Below are 21,657 nucleotides of genomic sequence, written 5' to 3'. Positions count from 1 at the left end.
GGGCCGCAGTGCCGCGAAATGCACGTTTTGTCCGGTCCTACTCGCCATTTGTCGACAAAAAGTGCATTTCGGCGCGAATCCGGACGCCAGAGCTACGCGGTGTAATCAGGCAGAATGCCGGGTCTGCGCGCGACGCATGGCGCCGATCGGGTCCGCGTAAAGCCCGCCGAGGGACACCACGCCGGCGCCCGCCTCCTGCACCCGGTTACCGAACGCGGTGACCCGGATGTCGCGGGGCGGCAGCACCGAGCGTTCGGTATACGCCGCCTCGACCAGGGTCATGCCCTCCGGGTATTCGGTGAACGCCTGGCCGCCGACCACCAGGTCGTCAGGGTTGAGCACGTCGCGCAGCAGCGCCACCGCCTCGCCGAGCACCCGGGCCCGCTCGGCCAGCAGCGCGCGCGCCTGCTCGTTGCCCTGACGGGCCGACTTGGTCACTGCCGTCACGGTCGATGAAGGTCCCTCGGCGGGGATGATGCGTGCCTTGCGGGCGGCGACGAGCACCGCCTCGTCGCTTACGGTCGACTCCAATTGCCCTGTGCCGCCGAGCAATTCGCAATGCGCGGGCAGTCCGGCGATGGTGCCCGGACCGCTGGCGGGCGAGTGCACCCGGCCGCCGATCGAAAGCGCGTAGCCGACCGTCTCGCGCGCGTACACGTACAGGCTGGTCGTCGAGGAGGTCGGCTGCCGACGCCCGCCGAGCAGCAGTTCGGCGCCCGCCATCGCGTCGACGTGGGACGCGACCGACACCGGAAGGCCGAGCGCCTCGGCCAGCACGGGGCCGACCGGGGCATCGGCCCAGCCGAGCCGCGGGTGGTCGAGGTATCCGGTCGCGCTGTCGACGACGCCGCCCGCAGCGACACCCACCCACAGCGGGCGCCTGCGGTGCCAGCGGCTCAGGTAGCGGCGGGCGCTGTCCGCCAGCCCGGCCAACGCCGCACTCTGCGCACCGCGCGGCGTCGGCGTCTCCACCGCGTCCAGCGTCCGGCCGAACAGGTCGGTGGCCACGATGCTGGTGGTCCGCGCGCCGATGTGGATGCCGAGCGTCAAGAACGGCTCGTGGTTGACCTCGACCGGCACGCGGGGCCTGCCGATCGCCCCGGGGACCGCAAGATCCGCCCGCTCGCGCAGCACGCCGGCGTCCAGCAGCGCGGTGACCTGACGGTTCACCGTCGCAATGGACAGATTGGTGGCCTGCGCGATGACGTCACGCGCGATCGGGCCCCGCAGCCGCGCCGCGCTGAACACCGACGCGGCCGCCGCGTCGGCCAGCTTCAGCGACGGAGCGATGACGTGCGGTCGGGCGAGCAGGGCGCGCTTGGTGTGGGCGACCGAGACGGCGGGAGTGGTCGGCTGACGGAGGGTGGCGGTGGCCGAAGTACGCACGGGTCTGTCCTTTGTCGGAGTCGGCTGGTGGGTCCGGGCCACACCTGGCGACTCAGCGGGACAGCGAAATGTCCGGTGTCAGTCAGGCGCGGCGAGAAGCGCGACAACAACAACAGCGCCGGGCGGCGACTGCGGTCTGACTGTTCGGGGACACACGGCGAACTTAGCACGCCAACTAAAGTTGGGCAGATGACGACACCAACAGCGTCCGACCGGGTCGCGGTGGTCACCGGCGCCAGTGCCGGCATCGGCGCGGCGACCGCCAAATCCCTTGCAGCCCTTGGCTTTCACGTCGTTTGCGTGGCACGGCGGGAGGGGCCGATCAAGGCGCTTGCCGACGAGATCGGCGGCACCGCGATTGTGGCCGACGTCACATCCGACGACGAGGTATCGGCGCTGGCAGACGCCCTCGACCGGGTCGACGTGCTGGTCAACAACGCCGGCGGGGCCCGCGGGCTGGAACCGGTGGCCGACGCCGACCTGGACAACTGGCGGTGGATGTGGGAGGCCAACGTGCTTGGCACGCTGCGCGTCACCCGCGCCCTGCTGCCCAAGCTGATCGAATCCGGCGACGGCCTGATCGTCACGGTCACCTCGATCGCAGCGATCGAAATCTACGACGGTGGCTCCGGGTACACCGCGGCCAAGCACGCGCAGGGTGTTCTGCACCGCACGCTACGCAGCGAGCTACTCGGAAAACCGGTGCGCCTCACCGAAGTTGCGCCGGGCATGGTCAAAACCGACTTCTCGCTACGCCGGTTCTCCGGAGATGAGGAGCGGGCCGCGAAGGTGTACGAGGGCGTCACACCGCTGGTGGCCGAGGACATCGCCGAGGTGATCGGGTTCGTCGCCAGCCGCCCGTCGCATGTCGACCTGGATCTCATCGTGGTCAGGCCGCGTGATCAGGTCAGCGGGGCAAGCGGGTCACGGTTCAACCGCCAGGCCGGCCGTTGACCGGCTGAGGCGCATCCGACGGCGTGGCAGGCGCGGTGCTGGGAATCTGCGACGGCGAAGCCTGCGGCGACAACGCCGACATCGCCACCCACTCGTCCCACGGCACGGCCCAGTCCCACAAGTCGCCGTCGGCGTACGACAAATCGATCGAGGTGCCGGTGACCTCGACAGGGTCGCCGTAGATCGCGCTGTTGAAGTACTGCTCCGCGTCACTGGTGGACAGGTTGATGCAGCCGTTGGTGACGTTGGTGTTGCCCTGGGCGCCGGAGCTGGCCGGGTTGGCGTGAATGAACTCGCCGTTGTTGGAGATCCGCACCGCCCAGCGCTCGTGCACGTTGCTGTATCCGGCCGCCGGGTTGGACATGTAGAAGTCGGCGTACTTCTCGGTGACGACGTGGACGCCGCTGCGGGTGATGTTGCGTGGCAGATCGCCCTCGCCGTAGCTGCACGGGAAGTCCATGATCACGGCGCCGGAGCCGTCGAGCACCTGGATGCGGTGCGACGACGCCTCGGCCTTGACCACCTGGCGGCGGCCGATCTCGAAGTTCAGGGTGATGTCCTGCGCGCCGTACGCGTCGTCACCGAAGTCGACGCCGTAGAGCTTGGCGGCGACGCTGACCTTGGTGCCCGGCGGGTAGTAGTCCTTGGTGCGGTAGTGCACCCGTGAGCCGCCCACCTCGTCGGGCAACCACGCCCAACTGCCCTCGACGGGCGGATCGGTGGTGACCTTCAGCGCCTTCTCGACCGCGGCCTTGTCGCTGATGGACGCGTCGAACTGCATGATGACGGGCGCGGCCACACCGACCGTCTGGCCGTCCGCGAGCTGGAACTGGCCGTTGACCTGTTTGGTCGGGTTGATGGTGGTGAAGTTGCCCTGCACGGGGACGGCCTTGCCGTCGTGTCCGACCACCGAGCCTGCCCAGCTGTAGGACGCGCCGTAGCCGAGCGGTTCGGTGACGGTGAAGCTGGTGCGGTCGCGGTTCAGCGCCCCGGCGACCACCTTGCCGTCCGCATTGGTCAACGCGACCTTCTGGAACCAGCCGTCCTTGACGTCTACCCGGACCGGCGCGACCGGCACCACATCGGTGGCCGCATCGGCCGGTTGGTAGCTGATCGACGGCGCGGCAGGTGCGGACTGCGCCTGGCCCGACGGCTTGCTGATTTTGCTGCCACAGGCGGCCAACGCGCCCGGCGCAACGACTCCGACCGCGAACGCGGTCAGTACTCGCCGCCGAGAAAGCGGGGGCACGGGATCGGCTGGGCTCACGTGGACCCAGGGTACCTAGAGATCCGCCCCGATCAGAATCGGCTCAGGTGTGAGTTCGATCCCGAACGCCTCCAAGACGCCGTCGCGTACGGTCCTGGCCAGCGATATCACGTCGGCGGTGGTGGCGTTGCCACGGTTCGTCACCGCCAGCGCATGTTTGGTCGACAGGCGGGCCGCGGCGTCGTCACCGGGGTAGCCCTTGCCGAACCCGGCACGCTCCACCAGCCACCCCGCCGCCAGCTTGATCCCGCTGGGCGCGGGATAGTTCGGCACCGGGCCCTCGACGCGGTTCTTCAGGTTCTCGAAAGCTGCAGGCGCGACGACCGGATTGGTGAAGAACGATCCGACGCTCCAGGTGTCGTGGTCGGCATCATCGAGCACCATGCCTTTGCCTGCCCGCAGGGCCAGCACGGCCTCGCGGACACGTGCGGGATCGGCACGCGAACCGGGCTCGGCGTCAAGTGCGGCGGCCAGTTCGCCGTAGCGCAGCGGGGCGCTGCGCCCGTCGGCGTCCAACGCGAACTCGACCTCGAGCACGACCGCCGCCTGAGAGTGTTTGAGAGTGCTTGTCCGGTAACCGAATTCGAGGGCCTCGGGCGACACCCAGCGATCCTCTCCAGTGCGGCGGTCGAGCAGGCGGACACGACTGATGGTGTCGGCGACCTCGGCGCCGTATGCACCGACGTTCTGCACCGGCGTGGCACCCGTTGATCCCGGGATACCGGACAGGCACTCCAGCCCGCCCAGCCCGTTGGCAAGTGCCGTGGCCACCACGTCGTCCCATACCGCGCCTGCCTCGGCGCGGACCGTGTTGCCGTCGACGGTGATCTCGGTGTTCGCCAGTAGCACGACGGTCAGGTCGGTCAGGTCGTCGGCGATCACCACGTTCGACCCGCCCGCGAGCACCAGGACGTCGTCAACACTCCGCAGCGTCGCGACGATCTGCTCAGTGCTTGTGCATGTGATCAACCGGCGCGCAACGGGTCCGATGCGCAGCGTGGTCAGCGGCGCCAGGGGCACATCCTCGGCGACGACCGCGCCCCCCAGGTCCAGACCGGTCACGGGCGGTAACGGTAGCGTGGCCAGCTATGCCGCGTTCATTCGACATGGCTACCGAATACGGGGGCAGCATCGAACAAGTTCACCAAGCGTTCAGCGACGAACAGTATTGGCTGGCGCGGCTGGCCGATTCCGGCGCCGACGACTATTCGCTGGACTCACTGACAGTCGACGGCAGAGGCATCGACATCGTCACCACTCAGAGGCTGCGATCCGACCGACTTCCCGCCGTGGTGACCCAGTTTCACCGGGGCGACCTTGCACTGATTCGCGAGGAGAAGTGGTCGCCGATCCGCGATGAGCAGTCGACCGCGACCATCCAACTGACGGTCATCGGCGCGCCCGCGACCCTCAACGGCGACGCCGTTCTCGTCCGCGCGAACTCGGGAACAGGCTCGCGGCTGGATTTCCATGCCACCGTCCAGGTCAACGTGCCGCTGGTCGGGGGCAAGATCGAGAACTTCATCGGCAGCCAACTGGTTGACCTGTTGATCGCCGAACAAAGGTTCACCACGGTGTGGATCACCGAAAACGCCTAGCCCGTACGTGAGAATGGACGTGTACCGCTTGCAAGGGGCGTTCACCACTGACTGGATCGTCGAGCACCGCCAGGCCGGTCGGTGCCATCACGCGCGGCACCACCGGCCATAACCGGTTGCGTCGCAGCGACCGGTGGTTGGTGCACTCGCGACGCGTGCGTGCCGCGCTGCAGGCGGCCACCGATCCGCTGGTGATCGACCTGGGCCACGGCGCGCTGCCGGTGACGACGCTCGAACTGGCGGCGCGGTTGCGCGTCGTGCGCGCCGACGTCCGGGTGGTCGGCCTGGAGATCCACCCCGAGCGGGTCGTCGCGGCGGCTCGGGCCGCCGAAAACAGCACAGTCGAATTCGGGCTCGGCGGCTTCGAATTAGCCGGGCACACACCGGTTTTGGTGCGGGCGTTCAACGTGTTGCGGCAGTACCCGGTCGAGGCGGTGGCCGGGGCGTGGGCAACGATGCAGGCACAGCTGGCACCGGGTGGACTGATCGTCGACGGCACCTGCGATGAGTTGGGCCGGCGCTGCTGCTGGGTGCTGCTGGACCGCGACGGACCGGTCAGCCTGACGCTGGCATGCGATCCGTTCGCGATCGGGCGGCCGTCGGACCTCGCCGAGCGACTGCCCAAGGTGCTGATCCACCACAACGTGGGCGGTCAGCCGATCCACACGCTGCTCAGCGCCGCCGATCGCGCCTGGGCGAGCGTCGCGGGCCACGGCGTGTTCGGGCCGCGGGTGCGCTGGCGGGCCATGCTCGACCTGCTGCGCAGCGAGGGCCTGCCGGTCGAGCCGCCGCGGCGGCGGATGCGTGACGGCGTCCTGTCAGTGCCGTGGTCGGAGGTCGCCCCCGTCGGGGCTCCGTAGTCCGCTGTCGCCCCCGTCGGGGCTCCGTAGTCCCATGTCGCCCCCGTCGGGGCTCCGTAGTCCCATGTCGCCCCCGTCGGGGCTCCGTAGTCCCATGTCGCCCCCGTCGGGGCTCCGTAGTCGGAGGCCACGCCATTAGGCTGACAACATGCGAATCGCCCTCGCGCAGATCCAAAGCGGCACCGACCCGACCGCCAACCTCAGCCTTGTCGAGGAGTACACCCGGCGCGCGGCCGATCAGGGCGCTCGCCTCGTGCTGTTCCCCGAGGCGACGATGTGCCGATTCGGGGTACCGCTGAAGCCGGTCGCCGAACCGCTGGACGGCCCGTGGGCCACGGCGGTGCGCGCGATCGCACATCGGGCCGGTGTCGTGGTCGTGGCGGGCATGTTCGTCCCCTCCGCCGACGGCAGGGTGACCAACACGCTGATTGCGACGGGCCCCGGCGTGGAGGCGCATTACGACAAGATCCACCTGTACGACGCGTACGGCTTCGCCGAGTCCGACACCGTCGCGCCGGGTCACGAGCCCGTGGTGATCACCGTCGACGGCGTGAACGTCGGCCTCACCCTGTGCTACGACGTTCGCTTCCCCGAGCTCTACGCCGAATTGGCCGACAGGGGAGCACAACTGATCACCGTGCACGCCTCATGGGGCACCGGCCGAGGCAAGCTCGAGCAGTGGACGCTGCTGGCGCGCGCCCGAGCCATCGATACGACGGGCCTCGTGGCGGCGGTCGACCAGGCCTACCCCGGCGACGAATTGGCCAAGGCTGGGCCGGTCGGCGTGGGCGGCAGCCTGGTCGCGTCGGCCGTCGGTGAGGTGCTGGCATCGGCGGGCGCCGACCCCGAGCTGCTGGTGGCCGATCTCGACCTCGACGCGGCACAGAAGGCCCGCGAGACCATCGCGGCATTGCGCAACCGCTCAGAGTTCAGCCGTCTCGCTAAGGCAGAATCGCTCAGGTGACTGATCCCTGGGCTCGCCCGGCCAACCAGGTCCCGCCCGTCCCACCGCCCCCGCAGCAGTACCCGCAGGGGGCACCAGCAGGCCAGCCGATGGCGCCGCAGGCGCCTTCGCCGCGGCAGGACTCATCGCTGCTGGGCAAGTTCACAAGGCTGTTCCGCGATCCGCTGTCGATCGTGCTGGTCGTGGTCATCGTGCTGGCGCTGACCGCGGCGGGTCTGCTTGCCGGTGAGCTGTACGCCCGCAGCCGGGCCGATGAGGTGGTCGCAAGAGCAGCGCAATGTGTGGTGCAGGACAACGCGTCGGTGTCGTTCGGGGCGCTGCCGCCGTTCCTATGGCAGCACATGACCGGTCACTACACCAACATCCACTTCGAGACCGCCGGCAACCAGATCCGTCAGGCCAAGGGGATGAAAGTCAATGTGTCGATCAACGACGTGCGGCTCGAGGACACCGGAAACTCCAGCGGTTCCATCGGATCCCTCATCGCGCAGATCACCTGGTCGTCGCAGGGCATCAAGGACACCATTCAGAACGCCATCCCGCTGGTCGGTGCATTCCTGACGGGGGTTTCGACGAATCCCTCGGCAGGCACCATCGAGTTGCAGGGCGCGCTGGGCAGCATCACGGCGAAGCCCGCGATCGCCGACAACGGAATCTCGCTCCAGGTAACGGAATTGACCGGTCTTGGCTTCACCCTGCCGCGCGAGACCGTGCAGCCCGCGCTGGACGCGTTCACTGACCAGCTGACCAAGAATTATCCGCTCGGCATCAAGGCGGATTCGGTGCAGGTAACCGATAGCGGTGTGGTGAGCCAGTTCTCGACGCAGAACGCGTCGATCCCGAAGGGGCAGCAGGACCCCTGCTTTGCGGGGCTGTGATCCGCGTCGAGCAGTTGGCTCGGCACGAGCGGAAACTCACTTCGCCGATTCCCCGGCTGTGAGCGACAATGTCGCCGGCAGCGACTCTGTCGCCACGAGCTGGGCACTTCAGTGATTGTGGTTTGCGCGGCGTGCAATCACCGCCGCGCGACTCTAGTCCAGCCCTTCGAGCACCGCACGCGTACCTGACAAGCCCAGCCGGGTGGCGCCCGCGTCGAGCATCGCGACGGCATCCCGCGCCGTGCGGATGCCGCCGCTGGCCTTGACGCCCAACCGGTCCCCCACGGTCTTCGCCATCAGCTCGACCGCGCGCACCGACGCACCGCCGCTGGGATGAAACCCCGTCGAGGTCTTCACAAAATGAGCACCGGCGTCCTGCGCGATCCGGCACACGTCGACAAGCCGTTGTTCACCGGCCAACGCGATCAGCGCGGCCGACTCGACGATCACCTTCAACACGGTGTCGGGAGTGATGGCGTCGGAAACCGTTGAGATGTCGGCTTTTACGGCCTCTAAGTCACCGTCGAGGGCTGCTCCGATGTCGATCACCATGTCGATTTCGTCGGCACCGGCCGCCACCGCGAGCCGCGCCTCCTCGGCCTTGATCGCCGAAACATGCTTGCCTGACGGGAATCCCACCACCGACGCGACCGTCGGAAACGAACTAGCCGTCGCCACCATCGTCGGCGACACACACACCGCGAACACGTCGAGATCGGCCGCATCCCGCAACAACGCGACGACGTCGGCCTCGGTCGCTTCGGGTTTGAGCAGTGTGTGGTCGACCAGCCCGGCCACGTGCCGGCGGCTGTAAGAGCCCATCAGAACGGTTCTTCGGTGCCGCCGGGGTTGCACCCCGCCGCGATCATCTGCTCCTCGGAGACCTCGTTTCGCCATGGCTCGAGATTCCAGCTGGCTTTGCCGGGCTGCACGAGTTCGGCGTAGTGCCAATGGCACAGGAACTGCGCCTTCATTCCGGGCATGTCGGCATCCGGCGACGCGTTCAGCACTTCGGTCCACGCCTCGGCCGCTTGCGCATCGGTGTGGGGGTCCAGCGACGCCTGACGCGCGGCGGCGGTCGGATACACCCGCAGACTGGACAGGTCGCCCCACTTGGCCCATTGCACGTGGTCGACGTAGGGCGGCGCCGGCACGGGATCGGCCGATGCGACCGGGGCCAGCAGCACGGGCAGCGAGGTGGCCGCTACAGCGGCGGCGAGGACGAGGCGCACGCGGCTAACGGGACTTGCCCTGGATTTCCAGGATCTTGGGCCGGACGTCGACGAGGTAGACGCCCGCGGCGACGGCCGCAATGGCAGCTCCTGTGACGTCTAGCACGAGGAGGAGCAGCACGCCGACGCCCAAGATCACTAGCCAGATCGGCTTCGTCAGCTTGTCCGCGGCGGTGTAGGCGTCGGAACGTTGCATCGCCGCGTGGATGAACGCGTAGGCCGTCATCACGAGGACGGCGATCTTCAACGCGAAAAGGACGTAAACCACCAGGCCTTGAAGCTCCACAGAGTTAGCCTAAGCGGCTTACGTCCTTCGCGTCGAACTTACTTCTGGGTGACCTTCTTGGCCGCAGCCTTCTTGGCCGGGGCCTTCTTGGCGGGCGCCTTTTTGGCCGGGGTGGTCTTCTTGGCCGGAGCAGCCTTGGAAGCCTTCTTCGGCAGCTCGACGCCGACCAGCTTGGCGGCGCGCTCGCCGACGGCGCGGGTCTGCGACGCGACGTTGCCCAGCGCCTCCTGGGTCAGCTCCACGGCCTGGTCCGAGTAGCGCTCGACGCGCTCGCGGCCCTCTTCCAGCGCGGGGGTGTTGCGGATCCGCTCGAGGGCGGCCTCACCGCGCTCGACGAGGCTGTTGTACCGGGTCTGGGCGGCCTCGGCGTAGCTCTCGGCGACCTTGCGCAGCTCATCGGAGGTCAGGCGGTCACGCAGCTCGCCGAACTGGCCGGGCAGATCCTCCTGCAGTTTGGTCAGGCGAGCGCGGCTCTCGTCGACGCGGGCCTGGGTGTCGGTGCGGGCCTCGCCGGCACGCTCGCGCAGGGTGGCGACGATCTCGTTGACCCGCTCGAGGGCGAGGTCCGCGGCGCCGACCGCAGCGAGCAGCGGGGCCTTCAAATCGTCGACGTTGGGCTGATTCTTGGCAGTCTTCTTCGCCATAGTTGTTTCCTCTCACTGACTTTCGTGGTTTTGCTGTATTTCTAGGATTTTGGGAAATTCCGCGGTCGCTTCAGTCGTCGGCTCCTCACTGACGGCTTCCTTCTGTTGGCCCTCGTTTTGTTGAAGGAATGACGTGTAGATGTCGAGCAGCACCTGTTTCTGCCGCTCGGTGATCGCCGTGTCGGTGATGATGGCGTCGCGGACCTCACTCGTCTCACTGGGCTCGAGAATTCCGGCCCGCACATAGAGCACTTCCGCAGAGACCCGTAGCGCCTTGGCGATCTGTTGCAGCACGTCGGCCGAGGGTTTCCGCAATCCCCGCTCGATCTGGCTGAGATAGGGGTTGCTGACGCCGGCCTTCTCGGCCAACTGCCGCACCGATACCTGCGCTGCCTCGCGCTGCGTTCGAATGAAGCTGCCGATGTCCTGGGCTGCGTTCTGCGCAGCGCTGGACACGACGGCGGCAAGATTTTCATCCTGCGGCATAGCGCTTAGCCCCCTCGGATCGCGCGGGTATCCCGTTTGGTTTGACAACAATGCGACGTAATCAACCGTACGGCGGGGTGCTAACTTTTGCAAGCAGCAGTTAGCGCAGGTCAGAAGAGTAGCTGGGCTACCGAATAGATCAACAGCCCGGCCAGCGACCCAACCACGGTGCCGTTGATCCGGATGAATTGCAGGTCACGGCCGACGTGCAGTTCGATGCGCCTGCTGGCCTCGTCGGCGTCCCAGCGCTCGATGGTTTCGGTGATGATCGCCGTGATCTCCACCCCGTACTCGGAGACCAGGTGTTGGGCGGCGCGAACGATCCAGTTGTCGACCTTGTCGCGGAGGTCAGAGTCGTCGCGCAGCGATTCGCCGATGTGCACGACGGTGTCGGCGATGCGGGTTCTCAGCGCCGACGACGGGTCGTCGACCGATTCCAGGATGATCCGCTTGGCCGCACTCCATGCGGTCTCGGCGGCCCTCGCGACCTCGTCGCGAGCCATGATCTGGTCCTTGACATTCTCTGCCCGCTGAATGGTGGCCTCGTCATGCTGCAGGTCGTCGGCGAACTCGAACAAGAACCGCGTGGCCGATCGCCGCAGCTCGTGGTCCGGGTTGCGACGGACCTTGTCGGTGAAGTCCATCAACTCGCGGTGGATCCGGTCGCCGACGAGGTGGTCGACCCAGCGCGGTGACCAGGTGGGCGAATCGCGCTCGACGACCCGCTCGATGATGTCGCCCGCGTTCAACGACCACTGGAACGCCCGGTCGGCGAGTAGCTGCAGCAGCGCCTCCTGCCGCCGCTCGGCCAGCAGTGTGGCCAGCACCCTGCCGATGGGCGGCCCCCACTGCGGTTCGGCGATGCGTTTGACGATCATCCGGTCCAGCACGTGCTGCACGTCCTCGTCGCGCAGCATCTCCACCAAAACCCTTAACACATTGGATGTTTCGGCTGCCACCCGGTTCGCGTGCGACGGCTCCGACAGCCACTTGCCAAGCCGGCCGGCGACTTCGGCGTCGCGCAGTTTGGTCTCCACCACTTCTGGCGACAGGAAGTTCTCGCGGACGAAGGCCCCGAGGCCCTCGCCGAGTTGGTCCTTTTTGCGCTTGATGATCGCGGTGTGGGGAATCGGGATGCCCAGCGGATGCTTGAACAGCGCGGTGACCGCGAACCAGTCCGCGAGCGCACCGACCATGCCTGCCTCGGCCGCGGCCCGCACGTACCCGATCCAGGCCGACCCCGCGTTAGCCCCATTGGACTGCGCCCAGGTGCAGAGCAGGAAGATCACGGTCGCGCCGAGCAGGAAACTCAGCGCGACGAGCTTCATCCGCCGCAACCCTCGGCGACGCTCGGCGTCCGCCACACTGTCGGCACCGGCCAACGACTCAGCGAAGCTGCGCGTCGCGTCTGGGACCGGTCTGTGTGCCACGTCTCCATAGTCCACTATTTCGCCGTTGGGCCGTCGTCCCGTACAGCCCGGTTACACATAATCGCCGTATTATCGAGTGGACCTACGGAACGGATCACGGCAACAGTGGCACAGCAGACTCCTGCGCGTCCTGTCAAAACAGACGGACGTAAGCGGCGCTGGCACCAGCACAAGGTAGAGCGTCGCAACGAGTTGGTAGACGGCACCCTCGAGGCGATCCGCCGGCGGGGCAGCAACGTCAGCATGGACGAGATCGCCTCCGAAATCGGGGTGTCGAAGACGGTCCTGTACCGCTACTTCGTTGACAAGAACGACTTGACCACCGCGGTGATGATGCGGTTCGCCCAGACCACCCTGATTCCGAACATGGCCGCGGCGCTGTCGTCGAATCTGGACGGCTACGACCTGACCCGCGAGATCATCCGCGTATACGTCGAGACGGTGGCTGCCGAACCGGAGCCGTATCAGTTCGTCATGGCGAACAACTCCGCCTCCAAGAGCAAGGCCATCGCGACGTCCGAGCAGATCATCGCCCGGATGCTGGCGGTGATGCTGCGGCGCAGGATGATGGAGGCGGGGATGGACACCGGCGGTGTCACACCGTGGGCGTATCACACGGTCGGCGGCGTTCAATTGGCGACGCACTCGTGGATGAACGATCGCCAGATCTCGGCCGACGAGCTGATCGACTACTTGACGATGCTGTCGTGGAACGCGCTGCGCGGCATCGTCGAGGTGGGCGGTTCGTTGCAGAAGTTCCGCGAACAAGCCCACCCGTCGCCCGTGTTGCCGCCACAATTACTGGCTCATGAGTAAGTCCGCCGATAAGGCCAAGGGCAAGCCTGCTGCTTTTCCCCCTCACTGGACGCGTGAACCCCACGACTATCTGGTCTACCGAGAAGGCGAAAAGGTCGCGGACATCGACACCAGCGCGACGCCTGGCTTCAAGGGCAAGAAGGGCGATGCAGCCGACCTACAACCCGAGCGCAATGAGCGCTTCGCGGAGCTGCAGGAGATGCTCTACGCCCGCAGCAAGAGCGGTGAAGACCACCGCTCGATACTGCTCGTCCTACAGGGAATGGACACCGCGGGCAAGGGCGGCATCGTCAAACATGTTGTGGGAGCCGCGAATCCGCAAGGCCTGCGCTACCACGCATTCGGCGCCCCTTCCGAGGAAGAGCTCAAGCATCACTACCTGTGGCGCATCCGCCGTGCGCTGCCGCCGCCCGGCCACATCGGCGTGTTCGACCGCTCTCATTACGAAGACGTGTTGATCGTCCGCGTGCGCAACCTGGTTGGGCCGGAGGTGTGGGATAACCGATACGAGGAGATCAACAGATTCGAGCGCAGACTCGTCGCCGACGGCACCACGATCATCAAGGTCGCGATGTTCGTCTCGCTTGACGAACAGAAACGACGGCTTGCCGCCCGACTCGACCGGCCGGACAAGTACTGGAAGTACAACCCGGGCGACGTCGACGAGCGACTGCTCTGGCCGGCGTATCAAGAGGCGTATCAAGCGATGCTGGAGCGGACCTCGACCGACGTCGCGCCGTGGCACGTGGTGCCGTCGGACCACAAGTGGTACAGCCGCCTTGCCATCCTCGAGTTGTTGATCGAAGCGCTGGAGAGACTCGACTTGTCATGGCCGCCGGCGGATTTCGACGTCGAAGCGGAGAAGAGGCGGCTCGCCGAGGCCTAGCTTCCCCGAATGTGAACTCAATGCGAAGAATCGGCCGATAACTCGCAGTGTGTTCACACTCGCGCCGGCTCAGTACGTGTAGAAGCCCCGACCGGACTTCTTGCCGAGCTGACCGGCCTCCACCATCCGCAGCAGCAGTGGCGGCGGGGCGTAGTGCGCATCCTTGAGTTCGGCGTATATCGAGTCCGCGATCAGCTTCATGGTGTCCAAGCCGATGAGGTCCGAAAGCCGCAGCGGCCCCATCGGATGCGACAGCCCGGCCACGATCGCCTTGTCGACATCCTCGACCGTCGCGACGCCGGCCTCGACCATCCGGATCGCCGACAACAGATACGGCACCAGCAATGCGTTGACCACGAAGCCCGACCGGTCGCTGCAGCGCACCACCTGCTTGCCCAGCACGCCGCTGGCGAAGTTCTCCGTCCGCTCGATCGCCGCCTCGGACGTGACGAGCGTGTTGACCAGTTCGACCAGCGGCAGCACCGGCACCGGATTGAAAAAGTGCAGCCCGAGAACCCGGGCCGGATTCTTCGTCGCCGCAGCAATTTTCATGATCGGGATGCTCGAGGTGTTCGACGCCAGCACCGCGTCGGGGTCGGCGATGATCTCGTCGAGCTCGGCGAACACCTTCGCCTTGACCTTCTCGTCCTCGATGATCGCCTCGATCACCAGCTGACGGTCGGACAAGTCGGCCAGGTTCGTGGTGAACGTCAACCGACCCAGCGCTGCATCGCGATCGTCTTCGGACAGCTTGCCTTTGGCCGCCGCGCGCTCGAGCGAACCCGTGATCCGCTTGCGGCCGGCCTCGACCAGTTCCTCGGTCGGCTCGTAGACCACGACGTTCGCGCCCGCCTTCGCGGACACCTCCGCGATGCCCGAGCCCATCTGGCCGGCGCCGACCACACCTACCCGTTCAATGCTCACAAGGTCTCCTATAGCAACAGGCCCCGCCCAGATTGATGGACGGGGCCTGAGGCTACCAACTCAGTGGAACTGGCCCTCTTCGGTCGAACCGGTCAGCGCCGTGGTGGAGCTGGTCGGGTCCACCGTGGTGGCGATCCGGTCGAAGTAGCCCGCGCCGACCTCGCGCTGGTGCTTGGTCGCGGTGTAACCCCGCTCCTCGGCGGCGAACTCGCGCTCCTGCAGCTCGACGTAGGCGGTCATCTGGTTGCGGGCGTAGCCGTAGGCCAGATCGAACATCGAGTAGTTCAGGGCGTGGAAGCCGGCCAGCGTGATGAACTGGAACTTGAAGCCCATCGCGCCGAGCTCCTTCTGGAACCGGGCGATCGTCGCGTCGTCGAGGTGCTTGCGCCAGTTGAACGACGGCGAGCAGTTGTAGGCCAGCATCTGGTCCGGGAACTCGCTCTTGACGCCCTCGGCGAACTTGCGGGCCAACTCAAGGTCCGGCGTACCGGTCTCCATCCAGATCAGGTCCGAGTACGGTGCGTACGCCTTGGCCCTGGCGATGCACGGCTCGAGGCCGTTCTTGACCCGGTAGAAGCCCTCGGCAGTGCGCTCACCGGTGATGAACGGCTGATCACGCTCGTCCACGTCGGAGGTGATCAGCGTCGCGGCCTCGGCGTCGGTGCGGGCGATGACCACGGTCGGCACGTCGGCGACGTCGGACGCGAGGCGAGCCGAGGTCAGCGTGCGGATGTGCTGCTGAGTCGGGATCAGCACCTTGCCGCCGAGGTGGCCGCACTTCTTCTCCGACGCCAGCTGGTCCTCCCAGTGAGATCCTGCGACACCGGCGGCGATCATCGCCTTCTGCAGCTCGTAGACGTTCAGCGCGCCACCGAAGCCCGCCTCGCCGTCGGCCACGATCGGCGCCAGCCAGTTCTCCACCGAGGTGTCGCCCTCGACCTTGGCGATCTCGTCGGCGCGCAGCAGCGCGTTGTTGATGCGGCGCACCACCTGCGGCACCGAGTTGGCCGGGTAGAGGCTCTGGTCGGGGTAGGTGTGGCCGGACAGGTTCGCGTCACCCGCGACCTGCCAACCCGACAGGTAGATGGCCTTCAGGCCGGCGCGGACCTGCTGCACGGCCATGTTGCCCGTGAGCGCGCCCAGCGCGTTGACGAACTCCATGTCGTGCAGCTGCTCCCAGAGCACCTCTGCGCCGCGGCGGGCCAGCGTGGCCTCCTCGACCACCGAGCCCTGCAGAGCCACCACATCGTCAGCGGTGTACGTGCGGGTGATGCCCTTCCACCGCGGGTTGGTGTCCCAATCCTTCTGGATCTCTTCGGCAGACCTCGGCTTGCCAACGGTCGACATTGGTGCTCCTTTTCTTGCAAGTCGCTGGAGCGGTTCCCAACCAGACGGTTTGTTAACCCTCCAGCACCTTCAACTGTTGTGCTAATTCGAGGATGCACTACGGCATAAGCGCAGGTCCACCCGTTACGTTTGTAAACTTTCGCCAACAGGCCAGATGAACTTGCTAAGTCTGCGAAGACGGCAATGGCTGTACCGGTTCAGTAGCTACTCACCGGTAGTGTGGTTTCCGCTGGTCAGTACGCTTGTACTGTTAAAGCTCGGCGGGCTCGAGGGCGAAGATCGCCGCGACCGCCTTTGTCTCATCGCCGACGGCATATGTGAGCGTTCTAACAGTGCGATCGGAAAGCTCTGGGCCGAACTGCTCGGTCGACCCGGGGGGGTGCACGTGCGAGATGATCTCGAGCTTGTCGCCGAGCGCCACCGCCGCATCGTGTTCGATGGTCACCCGGATCGGCTTGTGCAACAGCTCCGGTGTGTTGAAGAGGTAGTCCTCGATCACGCTCCAGTACACGGAGTTGTTCATGTGGTCGAAGATGTCGATGTCGCTGACGCGCACGAGGAAGTCGCGGATCTGAGCGGCATCCTCACGGCTGCCCGCCTTCAGATACGGCTTCCACCGCAGCCTGTCCACCGAGGTGGTGCGCTGCAATCCCTCGATGAAGTCGTCAGAGATCCGCGCAGGGCCCTGGGTTTCCCGGTTGATGTTGATCCAGAACGCCTCGGATTCCATCAACCCGCCCTTGCGGCCGTCGATCCGGACCCGCATCTCGCACCACCGGTTCGAGGTGCCCGAACACCAGCGCCGCATCCTCAGCATGTCCTGGAACTCGATCGGCTTGATCAGGTCGATCATCGTGCGCCGCACGATCCACAGCGGGTGGGTTTCCTCGAAGCCCATTTCGCGCAGCTGATCGGAGCCGATGTCCTGGATGTGCCGGGTGGCGGCGTCGAACCGCAGCCTGCCCTCGCGGTCGATGTCGGCCACCCGCAGCGGCCATTGCCGGTCGAAGACGTCGGGGTGTGGATCGGGCACCGGCATCATCACCTTCGCCAGACCGGTGCTGCCCGCTATTCCCGCCATTCGTGGTTCTCCCTGTCGCTCCAACCGGCCCGATACTGCCACAGCCAGCAATCTGCCAACAATGCGAAGTTGGCCTTCGCAACATTGTTAGGCTGGCTGACGTGGCCAGAACGTTCGTCGGCTCCAGGGTTCGGCAACTCCGCAGCGAACGCGGGTTCAACCAGGCGGCACTGGCGCAAATGCTGGGCATCTCGCCGAGCTATCTCAACCAGATCGAACACGACGTCCGACCGCTGACCGTCGCGGTGCTGCTCAGGATCACCGAGGTGTTCGGGGTCGACGCGACGTTCTTCGCCTCCCAGGACGACACCCGGCTCGTCGCCGAGCTCCGCGAGGTTCTGATGGATCGCGACCTCGACGTCGACGTCGATCTCACCGAGGTCGCCGACATGGTCGGCTCGCACCCGGCATTGGCGCGCGCGATGGTGAACCTGCACAGCCGATACCGGCTGACCGCCGCGCAACTCGCCAACGCGACCGAGGACCGGAATTCCGACGGCAGCGGAACCGGGGCGATCACCATGCCGCATGAGGAAGTCCGCGACTACTTCTATCAACGGCAGAACTACCTGCATGAGCTGGACACCGCAGCCGAGGACCTCACCATCCGGATGCGCATGCATCGCGCCGAGTTGGCCCGCGAGCTGTCCGACCGGCTGACCCGGGTCCACGGCGTGCACATCGTGCGTCGCATCGACATCGGTGACACCGTGCTGCACCGCTTCGATCCGGCCACGAAGACCCTCGAGATCAGCAGCCACCTTTCGTCGGGCCAGACCGTGCTGAAGATGGCGGCCGAGCTGGCCTACCTCGAATTCGGCGACCTGATCGACAAGTTGGTCGCCGAGGGCAAGTTCACCAGCCAGGAGTCGACGACGTTGGCCCGGCTGGGCCTGGCCAACTACTTTGCCGCCGCGACCGTGCTGCCGTACGGACAGTTCCACGACGTCGCCGAGAACTTCCGCTACGACATCGAACGGCTGTCCGCGTTCTACTCCGTCAGCTACGAAACCATCGCGCACCGGCTGTCCACGCTGCAGCGTCCCTCGATGCGCGGGGTGCCGCTGTCCTTCGTCAGGGTCGACCGCGCGGGCAACATGTCGAAACGGCAATCCGCCACCGGCTTTCACTTCTCCTCGTCGGGCGGCACCTGCCCGCTGTGGAACGTGTACGAGACGTTCGCCAACCCCGGCAAGATTCTGGTGCAGATCGCGCAGATGCCCGACGGGCGCAATTACATGTGGGTGGCGCGCACGGTGGAGCGGCGCGCATCGCGCTATGGTCAGCCAGGTAAGACGTTCGCGATCGGCCTTGGCTGTGAACTCCGGCATGCGCACCGGCTGGTCTACTCGGAGGGACTGGACTTGTCCGGTGACAACGCGACACCGATCGGTGCGGGCTGTCGGGTCTGTGAACGCGACAACTGTCCGCAGCGGGCCTTCCCCGCGTTGGGCCGCGCGTTGGACATCGACGAGCACCGAAGCACGGTGTCGCCCTATCTGGTGAAGCAGTTATGAGCTGCGGCGATGAGCGCTCGCGCGAAGAGCAGACAACGTTGGCACGGATCCCGCCTGGCGGGTTCAAGGAACTGGGCCCCGTCAACTGGGCGATCGCGAAGCTCGGCGCCCGCGGCATCCGCGCGCCGAAGTTCCACCTGTTCAACGTGCTCGGGCAGCACAAGCTGCTTTTCCTCGCCTGGCTGCCGTTCTCGGCCTACCTGCTGTACGCCGGCAAGCTGTCCCGCGAGGACGCCGAACTGGTCATCCTGCGGGTGGGCCACCTGCGCGACTGCGAGTACGAACTGCAGCAGCACCGCAGGCTCGCCCGCAGTCGCGGCGTCGACGCTGACCTGCAGGCCAGGATCTTCGAGGGGCCCGACGCCCAAGGGCTGACCGACCGGCAACGGGTATTGATCACCGCCACCGACGAGTTCGTCATCACCCGCTCGATGTCGCCGGAGACCTGGTCCACGCTTTCCGGCCTGCTCAGCCGCGCGCAGCTGATCGAATTCTGCACGCTGGCAGGGCAATACGATGCGCTGGCGGCGACCATGGCGACACTGAAAATTCCGCTGGACTTTCCGGACTGAGATAGGGAACAATCCGCTTCCTCGCCGCGTTTGGCGCTTTATCAGACTTGTTAGGAAGGGGATGTCGCATGGCCACTGACTACGACGCACCCCGCGTCACCGAAACCGAAGGCGACGAGTCGCTGGAGGAGATCACCAGCCGTCGCAAGAACGACGCCGCGACCGCGGTCATCGACGTCGACGACGGCGACTCGGCCGACTCGTTCGAGCTACCCGACGCCGATCTCACCGGCGAGGAACTCACCGTGCGTGTGGTTCCCAAACAAGCAGACGAATTCGTTTGCTCCAGTTGCTTCCTGGTGCAACACACCAGCCGGTTGGCGCTGCGCAAAGACGGCGAGCAGTTCTGCACCGAGTGCGTGTGATCCTGTAACCCACCCGCCTTCGGCGTCGACGCCAGCAAACCCGCTGCGGCACAGGGCTTTAGCGTGTGCAGCGACTTGCGGGCTGCTACCCGACTGGCTCCGGGACGGGCGGTGGCACCTCGGCGGGAAGTGGGGCCGCGACGTCGTTGACAGGAGCGACTGCAGGTTGGTCGGGCGGCGGAGCGACGTCGGGAGCCTGGCACGCGAGAACGGGTTGCGGAGTCATCGACAACAGGAATGGGTCGCAGTTGTCCGCCTGAGCATTGGCGGCCAACCCCAACGCTGATGCGGCCAAGACTGCGCCGACAAAGGTCATTCCGGCGTACTTCGATGCTGCCACGTTGGTTCCTCCGAGATCGTCTGCGGTGCCCCAGACGATAATGCAGTGAGCTGCCGACCGCTAGCCGACTTCGAACTGCTCGCAAGCTTCAAAACCATTGGCGGGCAATCGCAGCACAGTCATGGTCTGACTATAGGTAGGTGACCCCGAGCACGCTCAGAGAGAGCAACACCGGGGACACCGGCAACAACCACAGGAACACCGCCCAAATCTCCGACTTTCGCTGATAACACCGCCAGCCGACATACGCCGCAGCCGCGCCCGCCACGAAGGACACCGCGGCGACCACCAATACCCACGTGCTGATCGAACTCGTCGCGATCGCGATGGAGATCCCGGCCAGCCACAGGATGTGGCCGACCACCAAACCGCCGATGCCGGCGACCCACATCGCCCTCGCCGGGCTGGCGGGCTGGGCCACGTTCAGAAATTGATCATGTGGCCGACGAGACCGTGGAAGCACTCCTGCAGCGCCTCGGACATCGTCGGATGGGTGTGCACGTTTCGGGCCAGCTCAGTGGCGGTCAGATCCCACTTCTGCGCCAGGGTCAGTTCGGGCAGCAACTCGGAGACGTCATGCCCGACCAAGTGTCCGCCGAGCAGCTCGCCGTACTTGGCGTCGGCGATCAGCTTCACGAAGCCGCTCGGATCGCCGACGCCGTGCGCCTTGCCGTTGGCGGTGAACGGGAACTTGGCGACCTTCACGTCGTACCCCTCCGCACGGGCCTGCTCCTCGGTGAGTCCGAAGCTGGCCACCTGCGGTTGGCAGAACGTCGCACGCGGCAGCATCCGGTAGTCACCGAGCGGCAAAGTCTCTGCGCCTGCGATGGTTTCGGCCGCGATCACGCCCTGCGCCTCGGCCACGTGAGCCAGCTGCAGCAGCCCGGTGACGTCGCCGATGGCGTAGATGTGGGGCACGTTGGTGCGCATGTAGTCGTCGATGCCGATGGCCTTGCGCTCGGTGATCTGCACCCCCGCCTTGTCGAGGCCGTAGCCCTCGATGTTGGGCGCGAAACCGATGGCCTGCAACACCTTCTCGGCCTTCAGTTCCTCGGACTTGCCGTCCTTGCTCACCATGACGGTGACCTCGCCGCCCTCGTCCTTGATTCCCTCGACCTTGGTGCCGGTGCGGATCACGACACCGAGCTTCTTGAACTGCTTCTCGATCTCCTTGGAAACCTCGGCGTCTTCGTTGGGCAGCGCGCGCGGCACGAACTCGACGATGGTCACATCCACGCCGTAGTTCTTGAGCACGTAGGCGAACTCGACGCCGATGGCACCACAGCCGGCGATGATGATCGACTTGGGCAGTTCCCGCGTCATGATCAGCTTTTCGTAGGTGACCACGTTCTCCGACAGCGACGTGCCCGGCACCAACTGGGTGCTGCTGCCGGTGGCGATGATGATGTTGTCGAACGTCACCGTTTCGGTTCCGCCCTCATTGAGCTTGACCGACAACGTGTTCGGATCGGTGAACGAGCCGTACCCGTGAATCTCGGTGATCTTGTTCTTCTTCATCAGGAAGTGCACACCGGCGACGCGGCCCTCGGCGACCTTGCGGCTGCGGTCGAACGCCACCCCGTAGTCGAACGTCGCCTCACCGCTGATGCCGAACTGCTTGGCGTCCTTGGTGAAGATGTGCGCGAGCTCCGCGTTGCGCAGCAGCGCCTTGGACGGGATGCAGCCGACGTTGAGGCACACCCCGCCCCAGTACTTGGGTTCGACGATTGCGGTGTTCAGTCCGAGCTGGGCGGCGCGAATGGCCGCGACGTACCCGCCGGGGCCTGCTCCGAGAACGACGACGTCATAGTGAGTCACCCGCCC

General features: G+C 66.1%; 25 protein-coding genes. 10 read left to right on the top strand and 15 right to left on the bottom strand.

Going from position 1 to position 21,657, the window contains the following annotated elements; translation table 11 throughout:
* Nucleotides 1-105 precede the first annotated feature (105 nt).
* Nucleotides 106-1,311 carry an ROK family protein gene (locus ACGFK1_RS21975; protein WP_393434122.1) on the bottom strand — a complete coding sequence of 402 codons (1,206 nt, stop codon included), beginning with the start codon at nt 1,309-1,311 and terminating at the stop codon, nt 106-108.
* Between the two features lie 264 nt (nt 1,312-1,575).
* Between ACGFK1_RS21975 and ACGFK1_RS21970 the strand changes: the two genes are divergently transcribed.
* Entirely contained in the window at nt 1,576-2,340 is a 765-nt protein-coding gene (locus ACGFK1_RS21970; RefSeq protein ID WP_393434030.1) for an SDR family oxidoreductase, read from the top strand.
* Here the strand turns inward: ACGFK1_RS21970 and ACGFK1_RS21965 are convergent.
* Both ACGFK1_RS21965 and ACGFK1_RS21960 read right to left on the bottom strand, forming a co-directional pair.
* On the bottom strand, nt 2,318-3,607 hold the full coding sequence (locus tag ACGFK1_RS21965; RefSeq protein WP_393434027.1) for an Ig-like domain-containing protein: 1,290 nt from the start codon (nt 3,605-3,607) through the stop codon (nt 2,318-2,320). The genes ACGFK1_RS21970 and ACGFK1_RS21965 overlap by 23 nt on opposite strands.
* Nucleotides 3,608-3,622: 15 nt before the next feature.
* On the bottom strand, nt 3,623-4,669 hold the full coding sequence (locus tag ACGFK1_RS21960; protein ID WP_393434024.1) for a UDP-N-acetylmuramate dehydrogenase: 1,047 nt from the start codon (nt 4,667-4,669) through the stop codon (nt 3,623-3,625).
* Nucleotides 4,670-4,695: 26 nt separating this feature from the next.
* On the opposite strand from ACGFK1_RS21960, the gene ACGFK1_RS21955 reads away from it, so the two are divergent.
* The 4 genes from ACGFK1_RS21955 (at nt 4,696) to ACGFK1_RS21940 (ending at nt 7,907) form a co-directional block, all read left to right on the top strand.
* The gene (locus tag ACGFK1_RS21955) at nt 4,696-5,205 is read left to right on the top strand and encodes a DUF2505 domain-containing protein (protein WP_393434021.1); all 510 of its coding nucleotides are present in this window, start codon (nt 4,696-4,698) and stop codon (nt 5,203-5,205) included.
* A 47-nt stretch (nt 5,206-5,252) separates the two neighbouring features.
* Nucleotides 5,253-6,065 (top strand): class I SAM-dependent methyltransferase, encoded by an 813-nt coding sequence (locus tag ACGFK1_RS21950; RefSeq protein WP_393434119.1) that lies wholly within the window; start codon nt 5,253-5,255, stop codon nt 6,063-6,065.
* A gap of 148 nt (nt 6,066-6,213) precedes the next feature.
* Nucleotides 6,214-7,029: a carbon-nitrogen hydrolase family protein gene (locus ACGFK1_RS21945; RefSeq protein WP_393434018.1), complete on the top strand. Its 816-nt coding sequence runs from the start codon at nt 6,214-6,216 to the stop codon at nt 7,027-7,029.
* Nucleotides 7,026-7,907 (top strand): DUF2993 domain-containing protein, encoded by an 882-nt coding sequence (locus ACGFK1_RS21940; protein ID WP_393434015.1) that lies wholly within the window; start codon nt 7,026-7,028, stop codon nt 7,905-7,907. Before ACGFK1_RS21945 ends, ACGFK1_RS21940 begins: the two co-directional genes overlap by 4 nt.
* 153 nt (nt 7,908-8,060) lie before the next feature.
* On the opposite strand, the gene deoC is transcribed toward ACGFK1_RS21940, so the two are convergent.
* From deoC to ACGFK1_RS21910, 6 genes are all read right to left on the bottom strand, one after another.
* A complete protein-coding gene (gene deoC / locus ACGFK1_RS21935) occupies nt 8,061-8,729 on the bottom strand; it encodes a deoxyribose-phosphate aldolase (RefSeq protein WP_393434012.1) in 669 nt (222 codons plus the stop codon).
* Complete coding sequence (locus ACGFK1_RS21930) at nt 8,729-9,139, bottom strand: DUF2599 domain-containing protein (RefSeq protein WP_393434009.1); 411 nt, start codon at nt 9,137-9,139, stop codon at nt 8,729-8,731. Before ACGFK1_RS21930 ends, deoC begins: the two co-directional genes overlap by 1 nt.
* A gap of 4 nt (nt 9,140-9,143) precedes the next feature.
* Nucleotides 9,144-9,425, bottom strand: a complete 282-nt coding sequence (locus tag ACGFK1_RS21925) for a DUF2516 family protein (RefSeq protein ID WP_393434006.1) — start codon at nt 9,423-9,425, stop codon at nt 9,144-9,146.
* Between the two features lie 38 nt (nt 9,426-9,463).
* Nucleotides 9,464-10,069: a heparin-binding hemagglutinin gene (locus ACGFK1_RS21920; RefSeq protein ID WP_393434004.1), complete on the bottom strand. Its 606-nt coding sequence runs from the start codon at nt 10,067-10,069 to the stop codon at nt 9,464-9,466.
* A 12-nt stretch (nt 10,070-10,081) separates the two neighbouring features.
* A complete protein-coding gene (locus ACGFK1_RS21915; protein WP_393434001.1) occupies nt 10,082-10,555 on the bottom strand; it encodes a helix-turn-helix domain-containing protein in 474 nt (157 codons plus the stop codon).
* Between the two features lie 110 nt (nt 10,556-10,665).
* Nucleotides 10,666-12,003 carry a DUF445 domain-containing protein gene (locus ACGFK1_RS21910; protein WP_393434116.1) on the bottom strand — a complete coding sequence of 446 codons (1,338 nt, stop codon included), beginning with the start codon at nt 12,001-12,003 and terminating at the stop codon, nt 10,666-10,668.
* 87 nt (nt 12,004-12,090) lie between these two features.
* Here ACGFK1_RS21910 and ACGFK1_RS21905 point away from each other — a divergent pair, with 87 nt between their 5' ends.
* Together ACGFK1_RS21905 and ACGFK1_RS21900 are read left to right on the top strand one after the other, a co-directional pair.
* On the top strand, nt 12,091-12,801 hold the full coding sequence (locus tag ACGFK1_RS21905; protein WP_393433998.1) for a TetR/AcrR family transcriptional regulator: 711 nt from the start codon (nt 12,091-12,093) through the stop codon (nt 12,799-12,801).
* Nucleotides 12,794-13,687 (top strand): polyphosphate kinase 2 family protein, encoded by an 894-nt coding sequence (locus tag ACGFK1_RS21900; RefSeq protein WP_393433995.1) that lies wholly within the window; start codon nt 12,794-12,796, stop codon nt 13,685-13,687. The genes ACGFK1_RS21905 and ACGFK1_RS21900 overlap by 8 nt, the downstream gene beginning before the upstream one ends.
* Nucleotides 13,688-13,756: 69 nt before the next feature.
* Here the strand turns inward: ACGFK1_RS21900 and ACGFK1_RS21895 are convergent, their stop codons facing one another.
* The 3 genes from ACGFK1_RS21895 to ACGFK1_RS21885 all read right to left on the bottom strand — a co-directional run bounded on the left by ACGFK1_RS21895 (nt 13,757) and on the right by ACGFK1_RS21885 (nt 17,039).
* Nucleotides 13,757-14,611, bottom strand: a complete 855-nt coding sequence (locus ACGFK1_RS21895) for a 3-hydroxybutyryl-CoA dehydrogenase (RefSeq protein ID WP_393433992.1) — start codon at nt 14,609-14,611, stop codon at nt 13,757-13,759.
* A gap of 60 nt (nt 14,612-14,671) precedes the next feature.
* The gene (gene aceA, locus ACGFK1_RS21890) at nt 14,672-15,958 is read right to left on the bottom strand and encodes an isocitrate lyase (protein WP_393433989.1); all 1,287 of its coding nucleotides are present in this window, start codon (nt 15,956-15,958) and stop codon (nt 14,672-14,674) included.
* A 250-nt stretch (nt 15,959-16,208) separates the two neighbouring features.
* Entirely contained in the window at nt 16,209-17,039 is an 831-nt protein-coding gene (locus ACGFK1_RS21885) for an acyl-ACP thioesterase domain-containing protein (protein ID WP_393433986.1), read from the bottom strand.
* A gap of 101 nt (nt 17,040-17,140) precedes the next feature.
* Here ACGFK1_RS21885 and ramB point away from each other — a divergent pair, with 101 nt between their 5' ends.
* From ramB to ACGFK1_RS21870, 3 genes are all read left to right on the top strand, one after another.
* A complete protein-coding gene (gene ramB, locus ACGFK1_RS21880) occupies nt 17,141-18,556 on the top strand; it encodes an acetate metabolism transcriptional regulator RamB (RefSeq protein ID WP_393433983.1) in 1,416 nt (471 codons plus the stop codon).
* Complete coding sequence (locus ACGFK1_RS21875; RefSeq protein WP_393433980.1) at nt 18,553-19,128, top strand: carboxymuconolactone decarboxylase family protein; 576 nt, start codon at nt 18,553-18,555, stop codon at nt 19,126-19,128. Before ramB ends, ACGFK1_RS21875 begins: the two co-directional genes overlap by 4 nt.
* A 68-nt stretch (nt 19,129-19,196) precedes the next feature.
* Nucleotides 19,197-19,493, top strand: coding sequence for a DUF4193 domain-containing protein (locus ACGFK1_RS21870; protein ID WP_393433977.1), 297 nt, complete (start codon nt 19,197-19,199; stop codon nt 19,491-19,493).
* Between the two features lie 85 nt (nt 19,494-19,578).
* Here ACGFK1_RS21870 and ACGFK1_RS21865 read toward each other — a convergent pair whose 3' ends face one another.
* From ACGFK1_RS21865 to lpdA, 3 genes are all read right to left on the bottom strand, one after another.
* On the bottom strand, nt 19,579-19,833 hold the full coding sequence (locus ACGFK1_RS21865; RefSeq protein ID WP_393433975.1) for a hypothetical protein: 255 nt from the start codon (nt 19,831-19,833) through the stop codon (nt 19,579-19,581).
* Between the two features lie 130 nt (nt 19,834-19,963).
* The gene (locus tag ACGFK1_RS21860; protein WP_393434113.1) at nt 19,964-20,224 is read right to left on the bottom strand and encodes a hypothetical protein; all 261 of its coding nucleotides are present in this window, start codon (nt 20,222-20,224) and stop codon (nt 19,964-19,966) included.
* Nucleotides 20,225-20,256: 32 nt separating this feature from the next.
* A complete protein-coding gene (gene lpdA, locus ACGFK1_RS21855; protein ID WP_393433972.1) occupies nt 20,257-21,651 on the bottom strand; it encodes a dihydrolipoyl dehydrogenase in 1,395 nt (464 codons plus the stop codon).
* Between the last annotated feature and the right edge of the window lie 6 nt (nt 21,652-21,657).

Origin of the sequence: Mycobacterium sp. NPDC048908, from assembly GCF_043197955.1 — a bacterium.
In the GTDB taxonomy this organism is placed as follows: Bacteria; Actinomycetota; Actinomycetes; order Mycobacteriales; family Mycobacteriaceae; genus Mycobacterium.
The sequence above is the reverse complement of the archived record's forward strand: the minus strand, read 5'-3'. Positions and strand labels throughout refer to the sequence as shown.